The sequence below is a fragment of the Mycoplasma milvi genome, assembly GCF_048284715.1.
Taxonomy (GTDB): Bacteria; Bacillota_I; Bacilli_A; order Mycoplasmatales; family Metamycoplasmataceae; genus Mycoplasmopsis.
In genome coordinates this window covers 39,007-61,446 of sequence record NZ_JBLWAH010000003.1, presented here as the reverse complement: position 1 = coordinate 61,446, position 22,440 = coordinate 39,007, and the positions used below count along the sequence as shown (strand labels likewise).

Annotated in this window: 18 protein-coding genes and 6 tRNA genes; 3 read left to right on the top strand and 21 right to left on the bottom strand. The window is 30.0% G+C overall.

Features of this window, described 5'->3' with window-relative positions; translation table 4 throughout:
- Window positions 1-184 precede the first annotated feature (184 nt).
- Complete coding sequence (locus tag ACNQ13_RS01920; RefSeq protein WP_416741641.1) at window positions 185-739, bottom strand: inorganic diphosphatase; 555 nt, start codon at window positions 737-739, stop codon at window positions 185-187.
- A gap of 96 nt (window positions 740-835) precedes the next feature.
- Here ACNQ13_RS01920 and ACNQ13_RS01915 point away from each other — a divergent pair.
- The 3 genes from ACNQ13_RS01915 (at window position 836) to ACNQ13_RS01905 (ending at window position 1,980) form a co-directional block, all read left to right on the top strand.
- Window positions 836-921 (top strand) — tRNA-Leu (locus ACNQ13_RS01915).
- Between the two features lie 6 nt (window positions 922-927).
- Window positions 928-1,003: transfer RNA gene (locus tag ACNQ13_RS01910), tRNA-Lys, on the top strand.
- A gap of 362 nt (window positions 1,004-1,365) precedes the next feature.
- A complete protein-coding gene (locus tag ACNQ13_RS01905) occupies window positions 1,366-1,980 on the top strand; it encodes a hypothetical protein (RefSeq protein ID WP_418035560.1) in 615 nt (204 codons plus the stop codon).
- 206 nt (window positions 1,981-2,186) lie between these two features.
- Here ACNQ13_RS01905 and ACNQ13_RS01900 read toward each other — a convergent pair.
- From ACNQ13_RS01900 to ACNQ13_RS01805, 20 genes are all read right to left on the bottom strand, one after another.
- Window positions 2,187-2,263, bottom strand: a tRNA-Ile gene (locus ACNQ13_RS01900).
- A gap of 60 nt (window positions 2,264-2,323) precedes the next feature.
- Window positions 2,324-2,722 carry a 30S ribosomal protein S9 gene (gene rpsI / locus ACNQ13_RS01895; RefSeq protein ID WP_416738469.1) on the bottom strand — a complete coding sequence of 133 codons (399 nt, stop codon included), beginning with the start codon at window positions 2,720-2,722 and terminating at the stop codon, window positions 2,324-2,326.
- Between the two features lie 2 nt (window positions 2,723-2,724).
- Window positions 2,725-3,159, bottom strand: coding sequence for a 50S ribosomal protein L13 (gene rplM, locus ACNQ13_RS01890; RefSeq protein WP_416738470.1), 435 nt, complete (start codon window positions 3,157-3,159; stop codon window positions 2,725-2,727).
- Window positions 3,160-3,312: 153 nt separating this feature from the next.
- Complete coding sequence (locus ACNQ13_RS01885) at window positions 3,313-3,993, bottom strand: 16S rRNA (uracil(1498)-N(3))-methyltransferase (RefSeq protein WP_416741643.1); 681 nt, start codon at window positions 3,991-3,993, stop codon at window positions 3,313-3,315.
- A 2-nt stretch (window positions 3,994-3,995) separates the two neighbouring features.
- The gene (locus tag ACNQ13_RS01880) at window positions 3,996-5,615 is read right to left on the bottom strand and encodes an ABC-F family ATP-binding cassette domain-containing protein (RefSeq protein ID WP_418018846.1); all 1,620 of its coding nucleotides are present in this window, start codon (window positions 5,613-5,615) and stop codon (window positions 3,996-3,998) included.
- A gap of 191 nt (window positions 5,616-5,806) precedes the next feature.
- On the bottom strand, window positions 5,807-9,388 hold the full coding sequence (gene secA, locus ACNQ13_RS01875) for a preprotein translocase subunit SecA (protein WP_418035559.1): 3,582 nt from the start codon (window positions 9,386-9,388) through the stop codon (window positions 5,807-5,809).
- A 243-nt stretch (window positions 9,389-9,631) separates the two neighbouring features.
- Window positions 9,632-10,204 (bottom strand): hypoxanthine phosphoribosyltransferase, encoded by a 573-nt coding sequence (hpt, locus tag ACNQ13_RS01870; protein ID WP_418035558.1) that lies wholly within the window; start codon window positions 10,202-10,204, stop codon window positions 9,632-9,634.
- Window positions 10,188-10,853 carry a deoxynucleoside kinase gene (locus ACNQ13_RS01865; RefSeq protein WP_416741648.1) on the bottom strand — a complete coding sequence of 222 codons (666 nt, stop codon included), beginning with the start codon at window positions 10,851-10,853 and terminating at the stop codon, window positions 10,188-10,190. The genes hpt and ACNQ13_RS01865 overlap by 17 nt, the downstream gene beginning before the upstream one ends.
- An 87-nt stretch (window positions 10,854-10,940) precedes the next feature.
- Window positions 10,941-11,540, bottom strand: coding sequence for a hypothetical protein (locus tag ACNQ13_RS01860; RefSeq protein WP_416741649.1), 600 nt, complete (start codon window positions 11,538-11,540; stop codon window positions 10,941-10,943).
- 183 nt (window positions 11,541-11,723) lie between these two features.
- Window positions 11,724-12,221: a transcription elongation factor GreA gene (greA, locus tag ACNQ13_RS01855; RefSeq protein WP_418018844.1), complete on the bottom strand. Its 498-nt coding sequence runs from the start codon at window positions 12,219-12,221 to the stop codon at window positions 11,724-11,726.
- Between the two features lie 36 nt (window positions 12,222-12,257).
- Entirely contained in the window at window positions 12,258-12,911 is a 654-nt protein-coding gene (locus ACNQ13_RS01850) for a BC85_0335 family putative methyltransferase (protein WP_416741651.1), read from the bottom strand.
- A gap of 1 nt (window position 12,912) precedes the next feature.
- Complete coding sequence (ruvX, locus tag ACNQ13_RS01845; RefSeq protein ID WP_416741652.1) at window positions 12,913-13,350, bottom strand: Holliday junction resolvase RuvX; 438 nt, start codon at window positions 13,348-13,350, stop codon at window positions 12,913-12,915.
- Complete coding sequence (gene alaS / locus ACNQ13_RS01840) at window positions 13,338-15,962, bottom strand: alanine--tRNA ligase (protein WP_418035557.1); 2,625 nt, start codon at window positions 15,960-15,962, stop codon at window positions 13,338-13,340. The genes ruvX and alaS overlap by 13 nt, the downstream gene beginning before the upstream one ends.
- An 11-nt stretch (window positions 15,963-15,973) precedes the next feature.
- A complete protein-coding gene (mnmA, locus tag ACNQ13_RS01835; RefSeq protein WP_418035555.1) occupies window positions 15,974-17,089 on the bottom strand; it encodes a tRNA 2-thiouridine(34) synthase MnmA in 1,116 nt (371 codons plus the stop codon).
- Window positions 17,090-17,259: 170 nt separating this feature from the next.
- A complete protein-coding gene (gene thiI, locus ACNQ13_RS01830; protein ID WP_418035553.1) occupies window positions 17,260-18,402 on the bottom strand; it encodes a tRNA uracil 4-sulfurtransferase ThiI in 1,143 nt (380 codons plus the stop codon).
- Window positions 18,392-19,987, bottom strand: a complete 1,596-nt coding sequence (locus ACNQ13_RS01825) for a hypothetical protein (RefSeq protein WP_418018840.1) — start codon at window positions 19,985-19,987, stop codon at window positions 18,392-18,394. Before ACNQ13_RS01825 ends, thiI begins: the two co-directional genes overlap by 11 nt.
- 114 nt (window positions 19,988-20,101) lie before the next feature.
- Window positions 20,102-20,175 (bottom strand) — tRNA-Gly (locus tag ACNQ13_RS01820).
- A gap of 83 nt (window positions 20,176-20,258) precedes the next feature.
- A tRNA-Arg gene (locus tag ACNQ13_RS01815) sits at window positions 20,259-20,335 on the bottom strand.
- A 5-nt stretch (window positions 20,336-20,340) separates the two neighbouring features.
- Window positions 20,341-20,415, bottom strand: a tRNA-Cys gene (locus ACNQ13_RS01810).
- A gap of 127 nt (window positions 20,416-20,542) precedes the next feature.
- Window positions 20,543-22,426 carry an ABC transporter ATP-binding protein gene (locus ACNQ13_RS01805; protein WP_418035552.1) on the bottom strand — a complete coding sequence of 628 codons (1,884 nt, stop codon included), beginning with the start codon at window positions 22,424-22,426 and terminating at the stop codon, window positions 20,543-20,545.
- Between the last annotated feature and the right edge of the window lie 14 nt (window positions 22,427-22,440).

Sequence of the window (22,440 nt, the reverse complement as noted above, 5' to 3'; positions counted from 1 at the left end):
TAAGTTTATTTTTGTTCCACATTTTGAAAAATAAAGGAAAAATGAACTTTTTAGCCTATTTTTAAGGCATAAACAACATTTTTTAAGTTTTATTTGCAAAAATAAAAATGCTTAAAAAATTATTTTTTTAATAATAAAGTATCTAAATTAAAGAAAAAGCCCTAAATTTAGGGCTTACAGGTAATTAAAATTGATATTTTTCTGGATGTTTTTCTTGCATTAGCTTAATAAAGTCTTTTTTATCCATGTCTCCATATTTATTCATTAGTTCAACACATTCATCGTATTCAGCCATAGCTCATGTTACATCTTCAAATCCATCAACTGAAGTTATACCTTCACGTTTTCAGTTTTTATATGTTGAGAAGAATGTTTTAACTGTGTCTAAGAATGGTAAAGGAAGGTCTTTTAATGATTGAATGTGATCAAGTCTATAATCATCTGCATGAACAGCAATTAATTTAGTATCTGTTTCACCATCGTCAATCATTTTCATAGCTCCAATAATTCTTGCATTTAATGATACTCCTGGCATGAATGTTTCTTCTGAGTAAAGTAAAACATCAAGTTCATCTCCATCTCAGTCTAATGCATTAGGAACAAAACCATAATTACATGGGTAAACAAAATCTCCTCTTAGTATTCTGTCTACTTCAATTTGTTTAGTTTTTCTGTTGTATTCGTATTTAATTCTTGAATTCTTTTGAATTTCAATTTTTACTTGGATTTCTTTTTGCATATCTATATAGTAACATATTGAATAAAAAAAATTAAAAAAAATGTTTGAAAAAAAATTCTTATGTTATAATACTTAAGCAACAAGCAAAAACACGTTGCCCAGGTGGTGGAATGGTAGACACAAGGGACTTAAAATCCCTCGGTAGCAATACCGTGCTGGTTCAAGTCCAGTCCTGGGCACCAATATCTGCGCCCTTAGCTCAGCAGGTAGAGCAAATGGCTTTTAACCATTGGGTCAGAGGTTCGAATCCTCTAGGGCGTACCATTTCAAGAAATTGACCGGAGCTTCTGAAAAGAAGCTTTTTTTATACCTTTTTTATAAAAAGCTTAAATGGAAGATGTATTTAGGTTGAATCTAATTCATATTTATATAAAGTTATAGACAAAAAAATAAACAATATTTAATTATTTTATACCCTTATATGAGAAACTTATTTATTTAAAAATGACATGCTTACAATTTATTTTCTTTAATATTTCACTTTATATAGTGATAACTATTAATAGTACAAAAAATAATATATGTTTTATTTTCAAAAACCGATAGAATTTTAAAGTGTATATTACACCTTTGAATTAAACATTAATTGTTTTCAAAACTTAACTATTAAACAAAAAGGAGGTCTAATGTGAATAATTGCACCCATAATATTATCTATATTAGCTATTATTGGTCTTTGTACGTGAATAATTGTGAAAAAAGACAAATCACCTGCTAGTGATGAAAATAATTCTAAAGAAAAAATAGATAACATAGCTAATGATGCTGAGGAAGCTATTGAACCAGTCATTAAATTACCAATCAATAAAGAAAGCGAACTTCTCAGAGTCATTTGTAAGCTTCTGAAAAGTTTACTTACTCTATGGTTTGCTATGATAATATTTGGCTTAATTATATTAATAGTTTGACTCGTTACTAAAGATGATCCATATAGTGCTTCTACATTCTTAATAGTTGTTATTCCTTTAGGAATAATAGATCTAATATTATTTATTGTTGCTTTATTTATTAATATTAAACTATTAAGCTATTTATCATTAATGACTTTGAAACATTATGAATCAGAACATGCAACAGACAATTTAACTTATACTTATAAATGAAATTATGTAAAATGATCATGAATTATTTTTAGCTGTAGTGGTCTAAATCTTATCTTAACCATAATAATATTATTTACAGCTAATAATGAATTACATGATGAATTAAAAATACAAGAAGTTTTAGATGTTGAAGAATAAAAATTTTAAACACATTCCAAGTAAGTAAAGGAATGTGTTTTTTATTTTAATAAAAAGTAATTTATTATAGATATAAAACATAATCTCCTGTATTAAAGATACTGACTATGTTTTTAATTATTGCTAACTAAAAATTAAGCACATATAAAAAGCAACAAAAAACTTCTTACTACAAGAGTAAGAAGTGATTGGTCAATTTCTTGAAATGGTGCGAACGAATGGACTCGAACCATCGACCTCACGATTATCAGTCGTGTGCTCTAACCAGCTGAGCTACGCTCGCAAATATGTATGCATATTATACCATAAAATATTATTATGCATACAAAAATTATTAAGTTTATTAACGTTTTGAGAATTGTCTTGCGCGACGTGCAGCACGTAAACCTGGTTTTTTACGTTCTTTAGCACGAGCATCTCTTGTAAGCATTCCTGCAGCTTTAAGAGCAGCACGGTAATCTACGTTAGCTTCTAATAAAGCACGAGCGATTCCTAATCTAATTGCTCCAGCTTGTCCGCTAAGTCCCCCACCAGTTACGTTTACACTAACATCAAATGTTCCAAATGTTTCTGTTAAAACAAATGGTTGGTTGGCATCTTTTAAGTAGATATCAGATGTTAAGTAATCTCTAGCATCACGGTTGTTGATTGTGAATTTTCCTGTTCCTGGTGTAAGTCTTACACGAGCAACTGATGATTTTCTTCTTCCTAAACCACGGTACATTACATTGTTATTAGCCATAATTATTTAACCTCTAATCTTTCTGGATTTTGAGCTGCGTGTTTGTGATCTGGTCCAGCGTAAACGAATAAGTTTCTACGTTGTTTGTTTCCTAACTTTGTGTGTGGAAGCATACCGCTAACAGCTTTTTCAATAATAGCTGTAGGTCTTTTAACTCTTAATTTAGCAGCTGTGATAGATTTAAGTCCACCAGGGTATCCTGAGTGTGAGTAATAAATCTTATCTTCTTCTTTATTACCTGATAAAACAACTTTTTCAGCGTTGATAATAATTACGTTATCACCCATATCTGCATTAGGTGTAAATGTTGGTTTGTTTTTTCCTCTTAATACTGATGCTACTTGTGCAGCTAAACGACCAAGTACTTGTCCTTCAGCGTCAACAACATATCATTTTTTGTTAGCTTGTTGAGTATTTACTATTGTAGTTTGTCTCATGCTAATCCTCCTACGTTAACTATAAATTTATTTAGGTTTCGGTTAATTTTTTAAATTGCTTATTAATTATAACACACAAAAACTAATAAACTAATATTTTTTAATTATCTATTTTTGCTTAAAAATAAGGCTTTTTATATCTTTTTAATTTATTTATTGAATTTTTATTTGGCTTAATAAATAAATAGCAGCTGTTTCAGCTCTTAAAATACGACTTCCTAGTGAAACTGGGCTAACTTGGTATTGTTGAGCTAAAGCAATTTCCTCTTCACTAAAGCCACCTTCTGGCCCAACTAAAAAGAGTACATCTTGATCAATTGGTTGAGGCAATGCAACTGAAGTAGCAATTTTTTCATGTGCGATATATTTAGTAATTTCATTAGTTTTGATTACATCTTCAAATTTTGTTAAAGGTGCTAACTGCGGAATTTTATTACGAAAGCTTTGTTCAGCTGCATTTTGTAAAATTGTTTGAAAGCGATCGTATTTGCTTTCAAATTTATTATATTTAACTAAATCATGTTGAGTATATTGAGTTAGCATTGGGATAATTTTAGTAACTCCTAGTTCAGTGGCTTTTTGCAGCGCTCACTCAAAGCGATCTAGTTTTATCACACTAATAGCTAAAATTACTTCATATTTTAATTCATGGTCTTGTTCTAGCTTAAATTGAATTTTGGCTTGATTACCTTCTAGTAAGCATTGATAAAATTCATTTTGATAAACACATATAAAAGGTTTATCTTGTGCTCTAATTACCTTTATATGTTTAATGATTTCTGGATCTAAGTCAAATCCATTTTCACTTTGCTTAGTTACAAAGAATCGATTCATGCTTATTCCTCATTCATGATAGCTTCATAATCTTCCAGACTTCCTCTGAAAATAAAGCTTTTCTTAGGTGATTGAAGTTCTAGAATTACATCAGCACATTGGTTAACAAAGGCTCTATTATATGTAGTAAAGATTGCTCCACCTTTGAAATTTTTAACGCCTTCAATAACTGAGTCAATTGATTCAGCATCTAAGTGGTCTAAAGGTTGGTCTAATATTATAAAGTTTGATTCAAGTAACATCATGCGAGAAAACATTAATCTAGCTTTTTCACCCCCACTAGTTACCCTAACTTTTTTAAAGACAGAGTCATTATTAAATAACATACGTCCTAAAAATCCACGCATACGTGCATCGTCATTTTCTCGATTTTCTTTTTCTTTATTTTCTAAAGGCCATTTTGAAATTCATTCCAAAATATTTTCATCAGTATCAAAATATTTTGAATTTTCATTTGGAAAGTATGAAGGTGTAATTGTTTGTCCTCATTCTACAGTTCCACTTGTTGGTTTAGTAATACCAAGTAAACATTCTAAGAATTTTGTTTTAGCAATGTCATCTTCTCCAACGATAACCATTTTTTCACCTGGTTTTAATGAGAATGAGACTTTTTCAAAGACTGTTTCACCCTTATCATTTATGTAAGTTAAATCTTCTACATTTAAAATTTGTTTTCCATGATCACGATTCATTTCTCAACGTACATATGGATATTTACGGTTAGAAGGTTTAATTTCATCAAGTGAAATTTTTTCAAGTGCTTTCTTACGTGAAGTAGCTTGACGTGATTTAGAAGCGTTAGCACTAAAACGAGCAATAAAGTCTTTTAGTTTTTCAATTTGAGCTTCTTTTTTCAAGTTTGATTGTTTCATCATTTCACGTGCTAATTCTGATGATTCTTTTCAAAAGCTATAGTTACCTGTATAAATTTTAGCTTCATTATAATCAATATCCACAATGTGAGTACAGATAGCATCTAAGAAGTCACTATCGTGAGATACGACTATAACAACATTTGGATAGTCAATTAAAAAGTTTTCAAGTCATCTGATGCTTCTTAAATCAAGGTGGTTAGTTGGTTCATCCATGATTAAGATATCTGGATTACCAAATAAAGCTTTAGCTAAAAGTACCTTAATTTTTTGGTTAGCTGTTAATTCACGCATTGGCACTTCTCATTTTTCTTTAGGTATATGTAAGTTAGCTAGTAATTCTTGTGCATCATTTTCAGCAGTTCATCCACCTAACATTCCAAATTTTTCTTCTAAATCTGCTGCACGTTCATAATCTTTATCAGTTGCATCAGGGTTCATGTAAATGGCATCTTTTTCTTCTTTAATTTGGTATAAATCTGTATTTCCCATGATAACAACTTCAGTAACATTCATGTCATCATAAGCGTTGTGATCTTGAGAAAGAACTGAAATACGTTTATTCTTTTCAATTACAATATTTCCACCAGAAGCTTCCATTTGACCTGCAATTATCTTTAAAAATGTAGATTTTCCAGCACCATTGGCTCCAATTATTCCGTAAGTATTACCTTCAGTAAACTTTAAATTAACATTTTCAAATAACTTTTTATCACTAAAAATCTTACTTAAATTTTGAACTTCAATCATTTAGTCTCCTTATATTATTAATTGCTATATTATAGTTTAATTTTAAATTTATAAAAATATTAAAAAAACCTTCTAATGAAGGCGATTGGCATCAAAGTTACTACACTCGATGTCGGCTCGATAGTATTATACACTATAATACTATGTGCGATAATAAAATTCACCTATACTAGGCTAGGTGAACTTTAATTTTATAATCTATTTTTTAATTCCACAAAGTAGTCAACATATTCTAAAGCAACATTGTGTAATGTGTAGCAGTTGCATTCTTCATTTTGACCAGCAACATTGTCACATGCGCATTCTTCTTGTGCACATTCTTTAGCAATTTCATCATTTGCTCCTGCTCTTGCTGTTTCAATTTCGTTAATTCTTTTTGCAATGTTTTCAGAGTCTAGTTCTTGCATTCTTTCTTGGTAAGCTAAAATAGCTGAAGTTGATTTCTTTTCATCAACGTGACGTTTAACTCTGTTAGCATTTTCATTTGCTTTACAGTTTCCACCACAGCATGCTCCACCAACTGGTTGCATAACATTTTCTTCTCTAGTTTCCATTGTTTCGAAATTGCTATCATCTTCTTTAGCAACTTGTTCAACTACTTGTTCCATTGCTTCTGTTGCTTGGATATCTTGTGCAACTTCTTTAGCACATTTGCATTCTTCTTCTGAAGGGCATTGACATTTGTCATCACAATGACATTTTTTAGCAACAACTACTAATTCTTCAATAACTACAGGTTCTTTGTGTTTAATTTTTTCAATAATTATTTCTTCTGCTACTTCTTCCACAACTGGAACTTTGTTAAATTCTTCAAATTCTTCAGCAGTTAATTTTCATTGTCTTACGTGTTTACAGTTTCTAAAATTTCTAGAACATCTAAGGCATCTTTTCATGTTATTCTCCATTTCTTCTAAATCTACTTCTTCATATGTGGGTAATGAAACATATTGAATGATAAATTTTCTTGGTCTACTTGGGAATCTTCTCACAGGATATAACGTATGAGCACGAAGTACTCTGTGTTGGTTGTCCCTTGTTATTGAGTTTTCCATATATAAATTATATGGTTTTTCCCTGTTTTTCTCTGCAAAATTATTCTTTTTTGTATTTATGCTATTTGGCTCAATATTTGAATTATTATCATTATTTTGAGCTTGATTATTTTGGTAATTTTTTTCTAAAAAGCTTGGTGTATTTTCTTCAGGCACAAATGTTGCATTAGCTTCTTGTAAAGCTTGATCCATTTTAGCTAGTTGCATAGCTTTTTCTTGTTCGATTTCATCAAGTCTACGTTTAATTGAATTATAAATATCAATTAAAGTACGTTCTTGATCCTCAATTGAACGATATGGATCCATTGGCATAGTTGATAAAATTTGTTGGAAAACACTATCAGCACGCATTTCTTTAGTAATTAATGATTTCATTCCAATTCTATTTGAGAAGATTCTTAATAGCACACCATAAGCAATATCATCAATCATAGCATCAAAGGCCTTAGTTCCTTCTTCAGTATAAATTTGGTATGGGTTTTTTTGTGAATATTGAACTAAGTTAACATTTGAACGTAATTTATCCATTTTGTTAATATGAGCTTGTCATTTTTCATCAAGAGTTTGTAATATAGTTTCTTTCAGTAAACTTAAAATTTCATCTTGACTCGCATTTTCAAATGCATTTTCTTGTCATTGTTCATAAACTGTCAGCACAATATTAGCAATATATTCAGGTAAATCACTTTCATGAACTTTTGAAATTTCTCCTAAATCAAAGTGGAATTTAATTAAACTTGCAATATTTTCATTTAAGAAACTTACTAGTGCGGCGTAATTATAAGTATTATTGTGCAATCTGTATTCTCCTCTACGAACAATGCTACGAGCTGAAGAAGCAATCATTCTTTGCACAATAAAGACAATATCTCTACTATATAGGATTAAATCTCTTTGAGCATAGATTAAATCACGTTGTTGTCTAATAACATCATCGTAATTTAAAACAGATTTACGTGAGTCATAGTTAAATCCTTCGATTTTCTTTTGTGCATGATTGAAAGCAAAACGTAATTGTTTATTAGTTACTTCTTTACCTTTTGAATCAGCATAAGCTTCTTTAAAGCTTTCATAGTTGGCAAATCTTTGCATTAATTGATCATCAATTGAAACAAAGAATTTACTTGTACCAACATCTCCTTGACGCCCAGAACGTCCTCTTAATTGGTTATCAATTCTTCTTGATTCAGCTTTATCAGTTCCAAGCACATATAATCCACCACGTGCAAGTGCTTCTGCAGAAGGCTTAATGTCAGTACCACGTCCAGCCATGTTAGTTGCAATTGTTACTGAAGCAACTTCACCGGCATGAGAAATAATTTCAGCTTCTGAAGCATTTTGCTTAGCATTAAGTACTGTATGTGGAATACCACGATTAATTAACATTTTGTGAACGATTTCTGAATCTTCAATTTGAGCAGTACCAACTAAAACTGGTTGTCCTTTTTGATATAACTCAATAATTTTTTCTACTACAGCATTTCATTTGTCTTGTGCTGTGGCAAAAATTGCATCAGGTTCATCAATTCTAGCAATTGGTTTATTAGTTGGAACTACATTTACCCGCATGTTATAGATATCAATGAATTCTTGTTCTTCAGTTTTACCAGTTCCCGTCATTCCACAAAGCTTTTTAAACATTCTAAAGAAGTTTTGATATGTAATAGTTGCCAATGTTTTGGTTTCTGGTTCAATTTCAACCATTTCTTTAGCTTGAATAGCTTGTTGTAGTCCTTCTGAATAACTACGCCCATCCATAATACGACCAGTAAAAGCATCAACTAATTCAATTTTTCCTTCACGTACAATGTATTCAACATCAATTCTCATGATCTTGTGGGCTCTAAGAGCATTTTGCACAAGGTGCACAGTTTCTGAATTTTCAATGTTATAAAAATTTGGTGTGTGGTAAAACTTATTGGCTTTTTCAATACCAGCGTGTGTTAAGGTAACTGCCTTAGATTCTTCATCAATTAAATAGTCATTTTTATTTAATGTACGAACAAATTGGTCAGCTGCAAAGTATGAAGAAGTATCTTCAGCATCTCCACCAGAAATAATTAAAGGTGTTTTTGCTTCATCAATTAAAATTGAATCTACCTCGTCAATTAAACAGAATTGTAAACCTCTTTGAACTTTTTCGCTTCCATCCTTAACCATGTTATCTCTTAAATAGTCAAAACCTAGTTCGGAGTGTACTGAATAAGTAATATCAGCAGCATAAGCATTACGTTTATCAAATGGGTTCATTTGTGCTTTATTAATACCAACTGTTAGACCTAAAAAGTTAAATACTTGTCCCATTTCAATAGCATCACGTTCTGATAAGTATTCATTAACTGTTGAAACAATAGCCCCTTTGCCTAATAAAGCATTTAAATATACAGGAGCAATAGAAGTAATAGTTTTTCCTTCTCCCGTTTTCATTTCTGCAACTGATCCTAAATCTAAAAGTAATCCACCTAGAATTTGTACATCATAAGGACGTTTTCCTAGTACTCTTTTAGTTGCTTCACGAGCTACTGCAAAAGCATCATTTCTAATATCATCTAAGCTATAACCTTTAGCTAATAAATCCTTAAAGAATTGAGTTTTTTCTTTCAATTCTTGGTCAGTAAATTTCTCAACAATAGGTTCTAATTGATTGATCTTTTTAAGAGCTTTTTCAGCAATACGCATTTCTGTAGTCTTAAGATCGAAAAATTTATTTAAATTACTCATAATGTTTAAATTATACTGACTTTTTATTTAAATAAAGGGAATTATTAACTATTAAGAAATAAATATAAGTCTAAAGATTTTGACAACTTGTTTAATATCACTATTACCATAAACATTAAATAGAATTATTTAACACAAAATTTTAAAACCTATACAGAAAATCAAAAAGGATAAATAAAAACTTCAATCCATATAAAAGAATTGAAGCTTAACTTTTAATTATTTTTAATATATTATAAGTTTCTATTTAATAAAACTTTTATCAAATACACCAATGTAAGGTAAGTTACGTAATTTTTCATCGTAATCTAGGCCAAATCCAACTAAAAATTCATCAGGTGCAACAAAACCATAATGATCAGCTTGAAAATCAACCTTGCGATTATAAGGTTTGTCCATTAAAGTCAGCACTTTTAAGCTATGAGGATGTCTTTCTTTTAACATTGAGCATACTTTTTGTAGGGTAATTCCACTGTCAATAATATCTTCAACAATTAAGACATCTTTTCCTTCAATGTCATTAGCTAAATCCATGATGATTTTAACACTTCCACTGCTTGCATGTGAGCCTGCATAAGTACTTACAGTCATAAAGTCTAACTTATGATCTACTTCAACACTTTTAATTAGTTGAGCTAAAAAAGGAATAGAACCCTTAAGTAAACCAACAATAATTAGATCATTTGAATCTTTATAAGTTTGATTAACTCAGTTTGCACATTGCACAATATGCTTTTCAATAAAAGCTTGGTCAAAAAGTACTTTCTTAACCATTGGATGTTTTGTTTGTTTATTCTTATTAAATATTTGTAACATGATTTTCTTTATACTCCTCAATTAATTGAACTGCTTGAGCAAAGACTTGTTCCTCACTTAGAATGTTAGTATCAATAATGGCATATTTAATATTGTAAGTATTAGCAATCTTAATAAAAGCCTCTTTATAAACTTGATAAAGTTCCTTAAAATAAGCTTTATTTGCTTCATAGTTATCAATTTCGACTTTTCTTCCACGTGCAAAAAGTCTTTTTTCAAAATTTTCATATGAAACATCTAAAAAAATAGCAAATTCAGGTAACTCATTTTGACTAACTAAAACTTTAAACAGTGCGTCATAGGCTTGCATGGCTTTAGGTGATAACTTCTTTAAGTTAACTAAAGCAAAAACATAGTGTTCTGCACTGAAACGATCTAGGAATAATAAGTCTTTATTAGGATTCATTTTAAGTTGATTAAATTTAGCAATAGCTTTATCCACATTAGCTAAATGATTTTCAACCACATAAGCTTGAAAAGATAAATCTAAATTAGGTCTTTTTTCATAAAATCAATTTAACATAGTGGTAAAGACCTCATCATTTTCTGAATATTCCTCAAGTAAGATTGAATTTTTATAGTGTTGTAATAATTTTGAAGTCAATGTGCTTTTTCCGCTACTAATCATTCCTGAAATCCCAATAATCATATGCCCTCCTTGCAGTTATAGCAATTAATATTTGTTTTATTATAAAGTAAATTTAGGACCTAAGTTTAAAAAAATCAAAATACTTTTTTAGTATTTTGACTCCTTTCAAGATTCTTGAGCAGTTTTATTTTTTGCTCATTTTAAAAATGGATATAAAGCTAGTGAAATAACTTCCAATACACCTCATTCTACTAGCATATTTATTCAAATTAATCCAAATCAAACTTTAGCATTGCCAATATTTAGATCCTTAAATTGAATCGTGATTAATAAAGCACTTGATACTAGCATAGTATTTAGCATAAAGATGCAAAAAGCGTAAATAGCTACTGAAGCTAAATTAAAACTTCAGACCTTAAATAGCAGATAATAAAGGCCACAAAGAATCAGACCCAGTACTATTCTTGGTACTAGTGAAATATAAACTAAATTAAAGATTGGAAACTGTAAAATAATTGAACCAACAAAAGATCACAATCCAAAATTAAAGCAAGTTCATAAAATACCAATGTATCCTAGGTGAATTGAGGCAATTAATATAATTAGTGGAATAGTGGTTATTGATACTATTCCTACAGTAATATAGCCTGTATAAGGTGTAAACGTAAAAACAATTATTATTGCTAAATATAGAGCTAAGTAAACAATCGTTTTGATATCTCATATATTTGTAATACTCTTTTTCATAGGAAGTATTATATGATAAAAGTGTAATATTTCAAAATAAAGTTTTATTACTACTGCATAGGAATAAAAATCACTATAAAGTTAAAAAAGCTTATTTTTCATTTAATTTTATAACACATTTCTAATTTTTTATTTTTAGCCTTTTATTCCTATAGTGTAGGGATAGAAATAAAAAAAATTTAGCTATACGCTAAATTCTACATTTTCTATTCTAACGTTGTATTTTGTTGCTGTATCAACTTCAACAATATCACCAACTTTTTGACCTAACATAGCTACTGCAAGAGGACTTTTGTTTGAAATTTTTCCATCAAATGGATCAGCATCATGCACACCCATGATTGTAACTGATTTTCTTTCTCCTGTAGCAATTACTGTAAATTCTACTTTAGAACCAATTGTTACAACTTCTTGACTTTGGTGTTTTTCATTTCCTTCAATTAAAACAGCATTATCAAGGATTTGTTCTAATTCAGAAATACGTCCTTCAATTGCTCCTTGCTTGTCTCTAGCTGCATCATATTCAGCGTTTTCTGACAAGTCACCTTGTGCTCTAGCTTCTTTTAAGGCAGCTTGTACAGCTGGTCTTTCAACATTAATTAAATATTCATATTCTTTTTTGTATTTATCTAAGGTTTCTTGTGATAAATATATTTTTCCTTGTTGTTCTGTATTTGGCATAACAATCCTCTTTCTAATTTACTATATTTTACCTTATTATTTTTTAACTATAAATAGATATTTTGAACTTATATATGACACTTCATAAGGCATATCTGTCATTTTTAAATAGCTAATCATACGTTTCATTTCGCTTTTTGGATTAGCAAATGAAACTAAAATCATTCCCTTGTGTAATTTCTTACTTAATTTATCAAAGATATCATTAATATCACCTTTAGCATTCATAAGAATTAAACAATCAATTTCACTATCATCATATAATTTGATTTCATTTGGAAAATGATCAGGGAATTTTAATCTTAAATCTTCTAACTTATCATATTGAATTTCTTTAGAATAAACATAAGTTTGACCCTTAATTTTTTGAGCTATAGCAACAATTGGGAATAAATCTTGGTTATTAACTACTAGCACATTTTTATATTCATTACGATAAATAGTATTGATAATACCTTCAATGTCAATATCATTAGCTTTTGACTTTAGGTAATCTTTTAGCTCATATGGTAGCTCACCTAAATCATTTCTCAAGGCTTGAATTTGAATCATTGCTTCTTCTTGAGTTTTCTTTAGCATTTTGTTGCGCATTTTTTTAGCTAATACTTGCATTACAATGTAAATTGCAAAACCAATTATGACTAACACTAAGGCAGAAACACCTAATGCTACTCTAGCTTCATGTGTCATCTTATTTACCTCACTTGTTTTGATAATAATCTAAATAATCTTGCAAAATAATTAATGCTGCTAATTGATCTTTTTTAGCCTTGCGCTTTTGTTGAGTTAAGCCAGCTGCCATCATTGCTTCATTAGCTCTTTTAGTTGAATATTGTTCATTAACAAAGAGCACTGGCAAATTAAAACGAGCAATTAGTTTTTGTTTAAAATCTTCTACCATATAGGTACGCTCACTCTTATCACCACTTATTTTAAGTGGATAGCCTAATACAATACCATCGATTTTGTTTTTGTATTGGTTAAGATAGAACTCAACACGATCAAGCGCAGCTTCAAAATCATTTTCAGCAAACATAAAGTTTTCAAGACCACTAGCTATAATTTCATTTTCATCAGTTATAGCAAAGCCACAACTTTTAGTTCCTAAGTCTAATCCTAGTTTTCTCATACTAATTCTTCTTGCATGTAGTTTAATAATTCATTAGCACTTGCTACTTTACCCATTGATAAAATAGCATTTCCACCACCACGACCATTAAGTTTTTTAAATAGTTGTTGAGCAATAGCATTTGAATTATAAGTTTTTGAAGCCACCACTAACATAGGATTACTTTCATCTGAACTCAGTACTACTAAAATATCTTGGTACTTTTCTCTTAATGTAGAAGCTACTGTTTTAATATTAGCTTTATCAATTGCTTGATTTAAGTATACTTTGTGGCCTTTAATATCAAGTAATTCAATATTATCATAATCAAATTCAAAACTACTTGCTAATTCTTTTTGAATCTTCTTATTGTCTTCTTTTAAAGTTTCAAGTGTTCCTTGTAAATAATCAATTGCTGCTTCTTTATCTTCAGGAATGTTTAATTCATAAGTGTAGTCTTTATTTAATTTAATATTCTTTTCAAGCATCTTTTCAACTTCAACAAGTAACTTGTTAACTTCTTCTTCTAGGTATTCATTAACTAAAGCATTTGAAGAGATAGCTCTAATTCTATAAATTCCAGCTGCTTTTTTATCAACATTAGTAATTTTGAAGTTTTCAAGTTTAGCTGTATTTGAAAGGTGAGTTCCTCCACAAAGGTCAGCAGTAATTCCATCAAACTTAACAATACGGACATTTTGAGGGTTCATGTATTCTGACTCTTCAAGAGTCATAATTGCACCAAGTTCTTTAGCTTGCTCAGTGGTCATTTGCAAATAGTCACGTTTAGCATTTTGAGCAATATAACTACGTACTAGACGTTCTACTTCTTTAATTTGTGCATCTGTAGGCTTACTGTCAGCTGGAAGGTCAAATGTTAAACGTTCTTCATTGTTATCTGATCCAAGTTGTTTAATTTGATTTCCGAGCACATTTCTTAGAGCACAAAACATTAAGTGTGTTCCTGAGTGGTTTCTTTCAAGTCCTAAACGAATTGTTTCATCAACAAAACATTCAACAGGTAATTCTTTATTAATCTTGCCTTCTACTTTGTGAATGTGGTTACCAAATTTATCTTTAAATACATCTAAAATTAAGATTTTTTCATTACCTTGTTGCATGTAACCACGGTCATGTTTTTGACCACCACTAGTTGCATAAAATGGAGTTTCTTTTAGAACTACATAAGCAACTCCATTTGCACTAGTAACTTCTTTTTCAGTATCAAGTAAGTATAAAATGTCACTAACATTGTGAGTAGTTTCATATCCAACAAATTTATCAACTTTTGATTTTAAAATTGTAAGCGAGTTAATAACTTTGTCCATTCCAGATAATTTAGCATTTCTTGAAGCATCAGCATGTTCTTTCTTAGCTTTTTCATATCCTTCATAATCAATCTTGATATTCTTTTGCTCTAAAATTTCAGCTGTTAATTCAACTGGGAATCCATAAGTTTCAAACAATTTGAAAGCTACATCACCAGGAAAGATTACAATATCATCATTTAAGTAATTATTTAATAGGTTTTTACCATTTTCAATAGTGCGTGAGAAAGTTAATTCTTCATCCTTAATAATTTGTTTAATTGGTTCAACTTCATATTCAAAAGGTAAGCTTGCCTTAACAACGTCAACTAATTTGTATAAGAATGGTTCATATACTTTAAGTTGCATTGCTTTATAAACACTTCTACGAATTAGTCTTCTTAAAATATACCCTCTACCAACGTTTGAAGGTTTAGCACCATCAGCAATAGCATTTGTAACAGTACGCATGTGGTCAGCAATAACTTTAAAACATGAGTTAATAAACATTTGTTCAGGTTCTTTAGTGAAATAGTTATTAATGTCATATCTAAACTCAGTGAATTTTTCAATTTCATGAATAATAGGTAAGAATAAGTCAGTATCAAAGTTAGTTGGAGCATCTTGCATGATTGAAACAATTCTTTCAAGTCCAGCCCCAGTATCAATGTTCTTTTGTTTTAATTCAGTATATTGACCTTCACCATTTGAATTATAAGTTGAGAAAACAATGTTTCAGATTTCGATGTAACGATCATTTTCTAGGTCTTCTTTTAATAATTCAATTCCTCTAGTATCATACTTTACTCCACGATCGTAAAATATTTCAGTATTAGGTCCACAAGGTCCTGATCCAACTTCTCAAAAGTTTGTATCTTTGCTTCCTGGTATCATGTGGTCTTCTGCAAAACCATGTGACATTCATTCATTTTTAGTTTCTAAATCTTCATAGTAGTAAGTAAAATAAAGTTTTTCTTTATCTAACTTTAGTACATCAAGTAAAAACTCACTTGCAAAAGCAATAGCTTCTTTTTTAAAGTAATCTCCAATCGAAAAGTTACCAAGCATTTCAAAAAATGTATGGTGACGAGCTGTAATACCAACATTTTCAATATCATTAGTTCTAATTGCTTTTTGAGAGTTAGTTAATCTTTTTGCAGGTGCTACTTTTTTACCAGCAAAGTAATCTTTTAAAGTAGCTACCCCACTGTTAATTCATAAAAGTGAAGGGTCATTATGTGGCACTAAACTTTTTGAAGGCACAATAAAGTGTCCTTTTGATTCAAAAAATGATAATCACTTTTCTCTAATTTCTTTTGAATTCATAAAAACCTCTTTTAAATGTAATCTTTTTTAATATTATCCATATATATTTCGTCAATAATTGCTCCACCAATACATTTATCCCCATCATATAAGACAACTTGTTGCCCAGGAGTTACTGCTGAAGCACCTTCTGGATAAAAAACTTTAATTTTACGATCAGGTGAAAATTCTACTGAGACTTTAATATCCTTTTGTCTATATCTAAATTTAGCTGATAGATTATCGGGATTAAAATCTGTGTTATTTAAAGTTAAATCACTAGCTAGTAAACTATTTGAAATTAAATATTCAGGGTGTGAGTTAGGGGCTACATATAAAATGTTTTGTCTTACATCATGACCACAAACATAATACGGTTCACTCATTCCACCTAAATTAAGCCCTTTGCGTTGCCCAATTGTATAATAGAAACAACCAATATGTCTGCCTAATTTCTTTCCAGTAGTAATATCTACAATATCACCTTCTTGAGCAGGAATATAGTTTTGTAGAAATTGTCCAAAGTTTCTTTCACCAATGAAGCAAATTCCAGTTGAGTCCTTCTTAGTTGCTGTTACTAAGTTTAACTTTTTAGCAATTTCTCTAATTTCAGGCTTAGTTAATTTTGCCAGTGGCATAATTACTTTTTCAAGTTGTTCATGTGTTAGTTGTGCTAAGAAATATGTTTGATCTTTATCTTGATCAGCTGCACGGTATAAATGTCCATTAACTACATTAGCATAATGGCCCATTGCTATGTAATCAGCTTTTAATTCATTAAAAGCATATTTAGCAAAAGCATTAAACTTAATGTACTTGTTACATAAAATATCTGGATTAGGGGTACGTCCCTTTTTGTATTCTTCAATAAAGTTTTCAAAGACATTATCTCAATATTCCTTAACAAAATCAACGCGGAAAAGAGGAATATCTAACGCTTTGGCTACAGCTTGCGCATCTTGGTAATCTTTTTCTTGCGGACAAACGTCTTGTGAAATATCTGCATTTCCTAAGATATCATTGTTAACAATACTGTCTCAATTACGCATAAATAATCCAACAACGTCATAACCTTGTTGTTTTAAAATGTAGGCTGCTACAGAAGAATCAACTCCTCCTGACATTCCAATAACTACTCTTTTTGTCATATATATTCCTCCTTAATGTATTGTTATTAAATTTATAAATAAATTTTATAACAATATCACATTTTGCACAATTATATAAATCTAAAACTCCATTTTTTTTATGCCTTGTTTCTAGGCATAAAAATATATCACACAAATTTTCGGTGTGATATAAAAGTTATTATTTAAATTTAATTGTCTAGTTTAATTCTTGCAATTTCAATTTTATTTTCCACTAAATCTTTTTCTAATTCTAAAATTCTGCTTAGTTCTGTTTCTAGTTTTGTTGCTTCTTCTACACTAGGTTTTGTAACAGGCTCTTTTGGAGCAAATAATTCACAAGTTTCATTTGCTTGAATAATTGAAATATCATAAGTTCCAATTTTTTTAGCAATATCAATAATTTCATTTTTGTCATATGTTAATAATGGACGCAGAATTTGTCTATGACAAGCTGATCCAATTGTGCTTAAAGATTCAAGAGTTTGAGAGGCAACTTGACCCAAGTTATCTCCATTAGAAATTGCCATTTGCCCATATTTATCACAAATTTGATCAGCAATTCGGTAGAAGCTTCTACGCATTAAAGTAATCTTGTAAGATTCACGAGAAACAAATGAAATATAATTCATTAAGTTGGCATAATTTGCTATTAATAAGTTTGAAGTTACTTGGTATTGATTTAACACTTTTACTAAGTTAGTAATTTTTTCAATAGTTCTTTCATCCGTTTGAGGTGGTGTAATAAAGGTTAAAAAGTCTACCTTAATTCCACGTTTCATCATTTTGAATGCAGCAATAGGTGAGTCAAAACCACCAGAAATTAGGTGTAGCACTTTTCCAGAAACACCTACAGGTAAGCCACCAAGCCCATCGTAGTATTCAGAAAACATGTAAGTTCTACCATTTCTAACTTCAACATAGAAAGTTTGATCAGGATTATGTACATCAACTTTTAAATTAGTGTTCTTTAAGATTTCTCCACCTAAAATGTGGTTAATTTGATCAGAAGAATATTCAAATTGCTTGTAGTTTCTTCTAGCTGCTATTTTAAAGGTCTTAGCATCTGATTTAACTAATTTTAAAGCAGTATTTTTGAATACTTTAATATCATTTTCAACCACTGCTACAGGTGAAAATGAACTAATTCCAAAGACATAATTTAACTTATCCATATTATGTTGTGAATATGTTAAATACATTCTGTCAAATTCTACTTGTGGAGCTTCGCCAACAATGTGTTTAATATTATTAGCTAGTGTATTAATAAAAGTTTTACGATTCTTTTTCTTAAGCACAAGCTCACCATATCTAATTAAAATTTTACTGTACATATTTCTCCTTAATTAAGAATCTTTTAACTGCTTGATAAGATTCTTGGTAATTGTTATTTTGTTGTATTTGCAGTCTAGTTTGATTAATTAATTCTTTATAAGCATTAATTTTTTCTTCTCCCAACAAGAAACGCTCATTGCTTGCTACTTCAAGACATAAAGCATCATACATTTCATGGTATTTTTCATTAATTGCTATCTTTTTAATTAAGTAGGCCAAAGTGTGGATGAAATCATCTCACACAAGTTGATGTTTAGATCAACTTTTATATTTCTTAATATTAGTTTCAAATTGGTTTTGTAAGTGTTTTTTAGCCTCATTTATTTCAGGATCATTGATTAAGTGCTCATTTTCTATTACCGCAAAATAAGTTTCAATAGCATTAGCTAGATCTATATCACGTTGTACCTTAATTCCACTTATATGGTAAACTTCAAGCTTATAGTTTAAATAAGCATCATCAAAAGTCTTAACAGCTTGCAAGAATTCTTTAACAGCTTTTATAATATCTGCAAGTGTAGTTAAATTATTAATTGCATTAACTTTAGTTTCAAGTGCATTATAAGCACGATTTAGCTTGCTTGTTTCTTTTTGTACTTCATGATAAAGCTTTTTACGTGTTGCTCATAGTTGTGAAAGGTCTTTTTTAACCCTTTCAAAAAATTCCTTGATACTTTGATTAAGGATTGCTCCATGATAAATTTTTCAATAGACGTCATATATTTTAGTAATGTTTAAAGCTAGCTTATTTGAATCGAATTCATGTCATGACTGTGAAAGCTTTTCTAAGTTTTGACTTAGCACTTTATACTCAGCTAGTACTTTTGGTTTAGTTTCTTTTTTAATGGCTTGTTTTAGTTCGCTTGGTAAGATATCAAATAGATAATATTCTATTTTACTTGCACCAATGATTAAATTGTTTAAATCATTTAATCTAACTCTTAAATCATCAATTTTCTTATCAGCTTGTGAAAATTGTCCCTTATATTTAGAGTTATCTAACTCATTTAAACGTTTGGCCATCTTTTGCACCTTATCAGTTAAAATTGGATTTAAGTTCTTGGTAATAACCTTATTTTTATTAAGCACTTCTTTGTAATATTCCACTATTTCCAAATAGTTAGTAAAGACTTCATCAATTAGTTTTCAATCGATATCAAACTCTTGTGCTATTTGATCAAATGACTTACATTTATCACTGTATTTAACAAATAAACGTCTAAGAGTTCTTCTTTCTTTTACTACTTTAAAGAATTTCTTTTCTTGAATCACACCTTCTAAGCTTACAATATGTTGTAAAATTACATCTTTCTTTTGGCAGATATCTTGATTAGTAGTTTTAAGCTTATCACATATAGGCTCAAAAGTTTTTTCATTCTTAGCTAAAATAGCACACTTTTGAATAGCATCTTTATTTTTAGTGTTTTCTCTTTGCAGTGTTATGCGCAAGTCTGAAATATAGCCTGTGTTCTTTTTAAAATAAATGTTCCGAATAAGAATTATTGAAAGGAACAATATTAGCAATAGTGCAATAACAACAAACACAATAAAGATCGCTAAAACAGTTGTATTATGTTTTTCCATGTTCCTTCCTCTTGACTTTAATTATTAATAATTAAAGTTTATCAAAGTTTTAGTTTTATATCCTGAAAATAAAGAAAAAACTCCAATGTGGAGTTTATGGTCACTAAAGTGATATGGAGCGAGTGAAGGGAATCGAACCCTCATAGTCAGCTTGGAAGGCTGAAGTTCTGCCATTAAACTACACTCGCAATTTGTTATTTGCGTTAATATTATAGCACGAATAACAATCTTTGGAAATAAATTTTTTATTTTTTTACACAAAGCAAGTCATTGGCGCGCCCGGCAGGAGTCGAACCCGCAACCTTTAGGGCCGTAACCTAACACTCTGTCCAGTTGAGCTACGGGCGCATTAATGGAGGCACCAACGGGATTCGAACCCGTAATCAAAGTTTTGCAGACTCATGCCTTGGCCATTTGGCTATGGTGCCTTGTGCTTTATTATTATAATACAAAATGAATTTTTAATAAATATTTTTTATATTTTTTTATGCAATTGCGCTAGGTATATTTTAACTACAAAGGAATAAAAAATGCAAGCTTATGCTTGCAAAATAATTATTTATCAAACTGTGATGTATATAGGTTGTAGTAGAATCCTTGCTTTTCAAGTAGACTTTCATGAGTACCTTTTTCAATGATCAATCCATTGTCAACTACAATAATAACATCAGCATTTTTAATAGTACTTAATCTATGTGCAATAACAAATGTAGTTTTATCTTCCATAAGTTTTAACATAGCTTGTTGAACGATTTGTTCAGTACTTGAGTCAATATTTGATGTAGCTTCATCTAAAATCAATAAACTCTTGTTACTTAAAATCGCTCTCGTTAGTGAAATTAGTTGTTTTTGGCCTTGAGATAAGTTAGCACCATTATTTTCAATTAATGTGTCATATCCATTGGCCATATTCATAATAAAGTGGTGAGCATGAGTTAATTTAGCTGCTTGTTCAATTTCTTCCATAGTAGCTTTGGGATTAGTCATCTTTAAGTTGTCTAGAATTGATTCATTAAATAAGAACGAATCTTGCAATACAATTGTCATATTATCTCTAAGACTAACTGTATCTAAGTTTCTAAGCTCATTACCATCAATCTTAATTGATCCACGATCATAGTCATAATATTTAGAAAGCAAGCTAATAATTGTAGTTTTACCAGCTCCAGTCGGTCCAACAATTGCTACTGTTTGACCAGGTTTAATTGAGAAGCTTGCTGCTTTTAATTGATATTCTAAGGCATCTGGGTTATATTTGAAGTAAACATCTTCAAAATCAATTTGACCAATGATTTTTTCTACTTTAATTGTTTCATGTTCACGACTTGGTACTTGTACTTGTAATAAGTTGAAAATACGAGAAGTAGAGGCAACCCCCACTTGTGCATTAAAGGTACTTGATAGAATGCTTTGGAATGGTCCCATGAAGTTTCAGTTTAATGAAACATATAGCACGATTAAACCAGCAGTTGGAGATCCATCTTTATTAACCATAAAGCTAAATGCACTTCAAACATTAACACCTTTGAGATAGAAAACAGCTGCAATAGCTGAAATAGCTAAAATAATTAAATTGGAGATTAGTCCATATCAAGTATCAAAGGATTTAGCAATAATATCACCTTTATAAGCTGAATTACGAATGTTTTTAGTAATAATTTCAAGTTCGCTATAGATGTAAGTTTGACGATCAAATGAGTTAGTTACTTTAGTGTTAACTAACATTTCTTCTACGAAAGCATTTAGCCGACCGAAGGCATTTTGAACACTAATAAAGTAAGGTTGTGATTTTTTAATTAATAAGAATACAAAAGCAAATAAGATTAAAGATACTGGAATAACAATTAAAGTTAATAATTCTGAAGCAAGTGACATAACAACTATTGAAATTAAGATGTTAAATGTACTTGTTGCAGCTTGCACCATCATTTGAAATAATGAGTTAGCTACGTTATTAATATCTACCACTAAGGTTGAAATTAAATTTCCAGTCTTGTTCTTATCATAAAAGCTAATAGGTGAACGGAATAATTTACTCATTAATTCACCACGTAATCTAGCTCCGGCTTCAAAACATAATTTAATATAGACTCTTTGCTCAAGGTAACGGAAAATACCATATAAGATAAATGATAGTCCAAGTCCAACTAGTGCTAATACAAAATGTAGAGTGTTGAAATCTCCAATATTTCCAGTAGCCTTTTCACCTAAGTAAGGTGCAAAGAATAATTGAATAATTATCCCAATCATAAAGCTACCCACAATATAACAAACAGAATTAATAAAGCTGAATGTTAAAGCTATAGCTAAACTTTTCTTGTCTTTAGTAATGTAAGAAAGTAGAGTTTTAAAGGTTTGAAATAGTTTAACATCAGTTTTCATTTTCTTGTTCTTACTTAGTTCTTTGCTAATTTGACGACCTTCGTACATATTATCCATAAGTTACTCTCCTT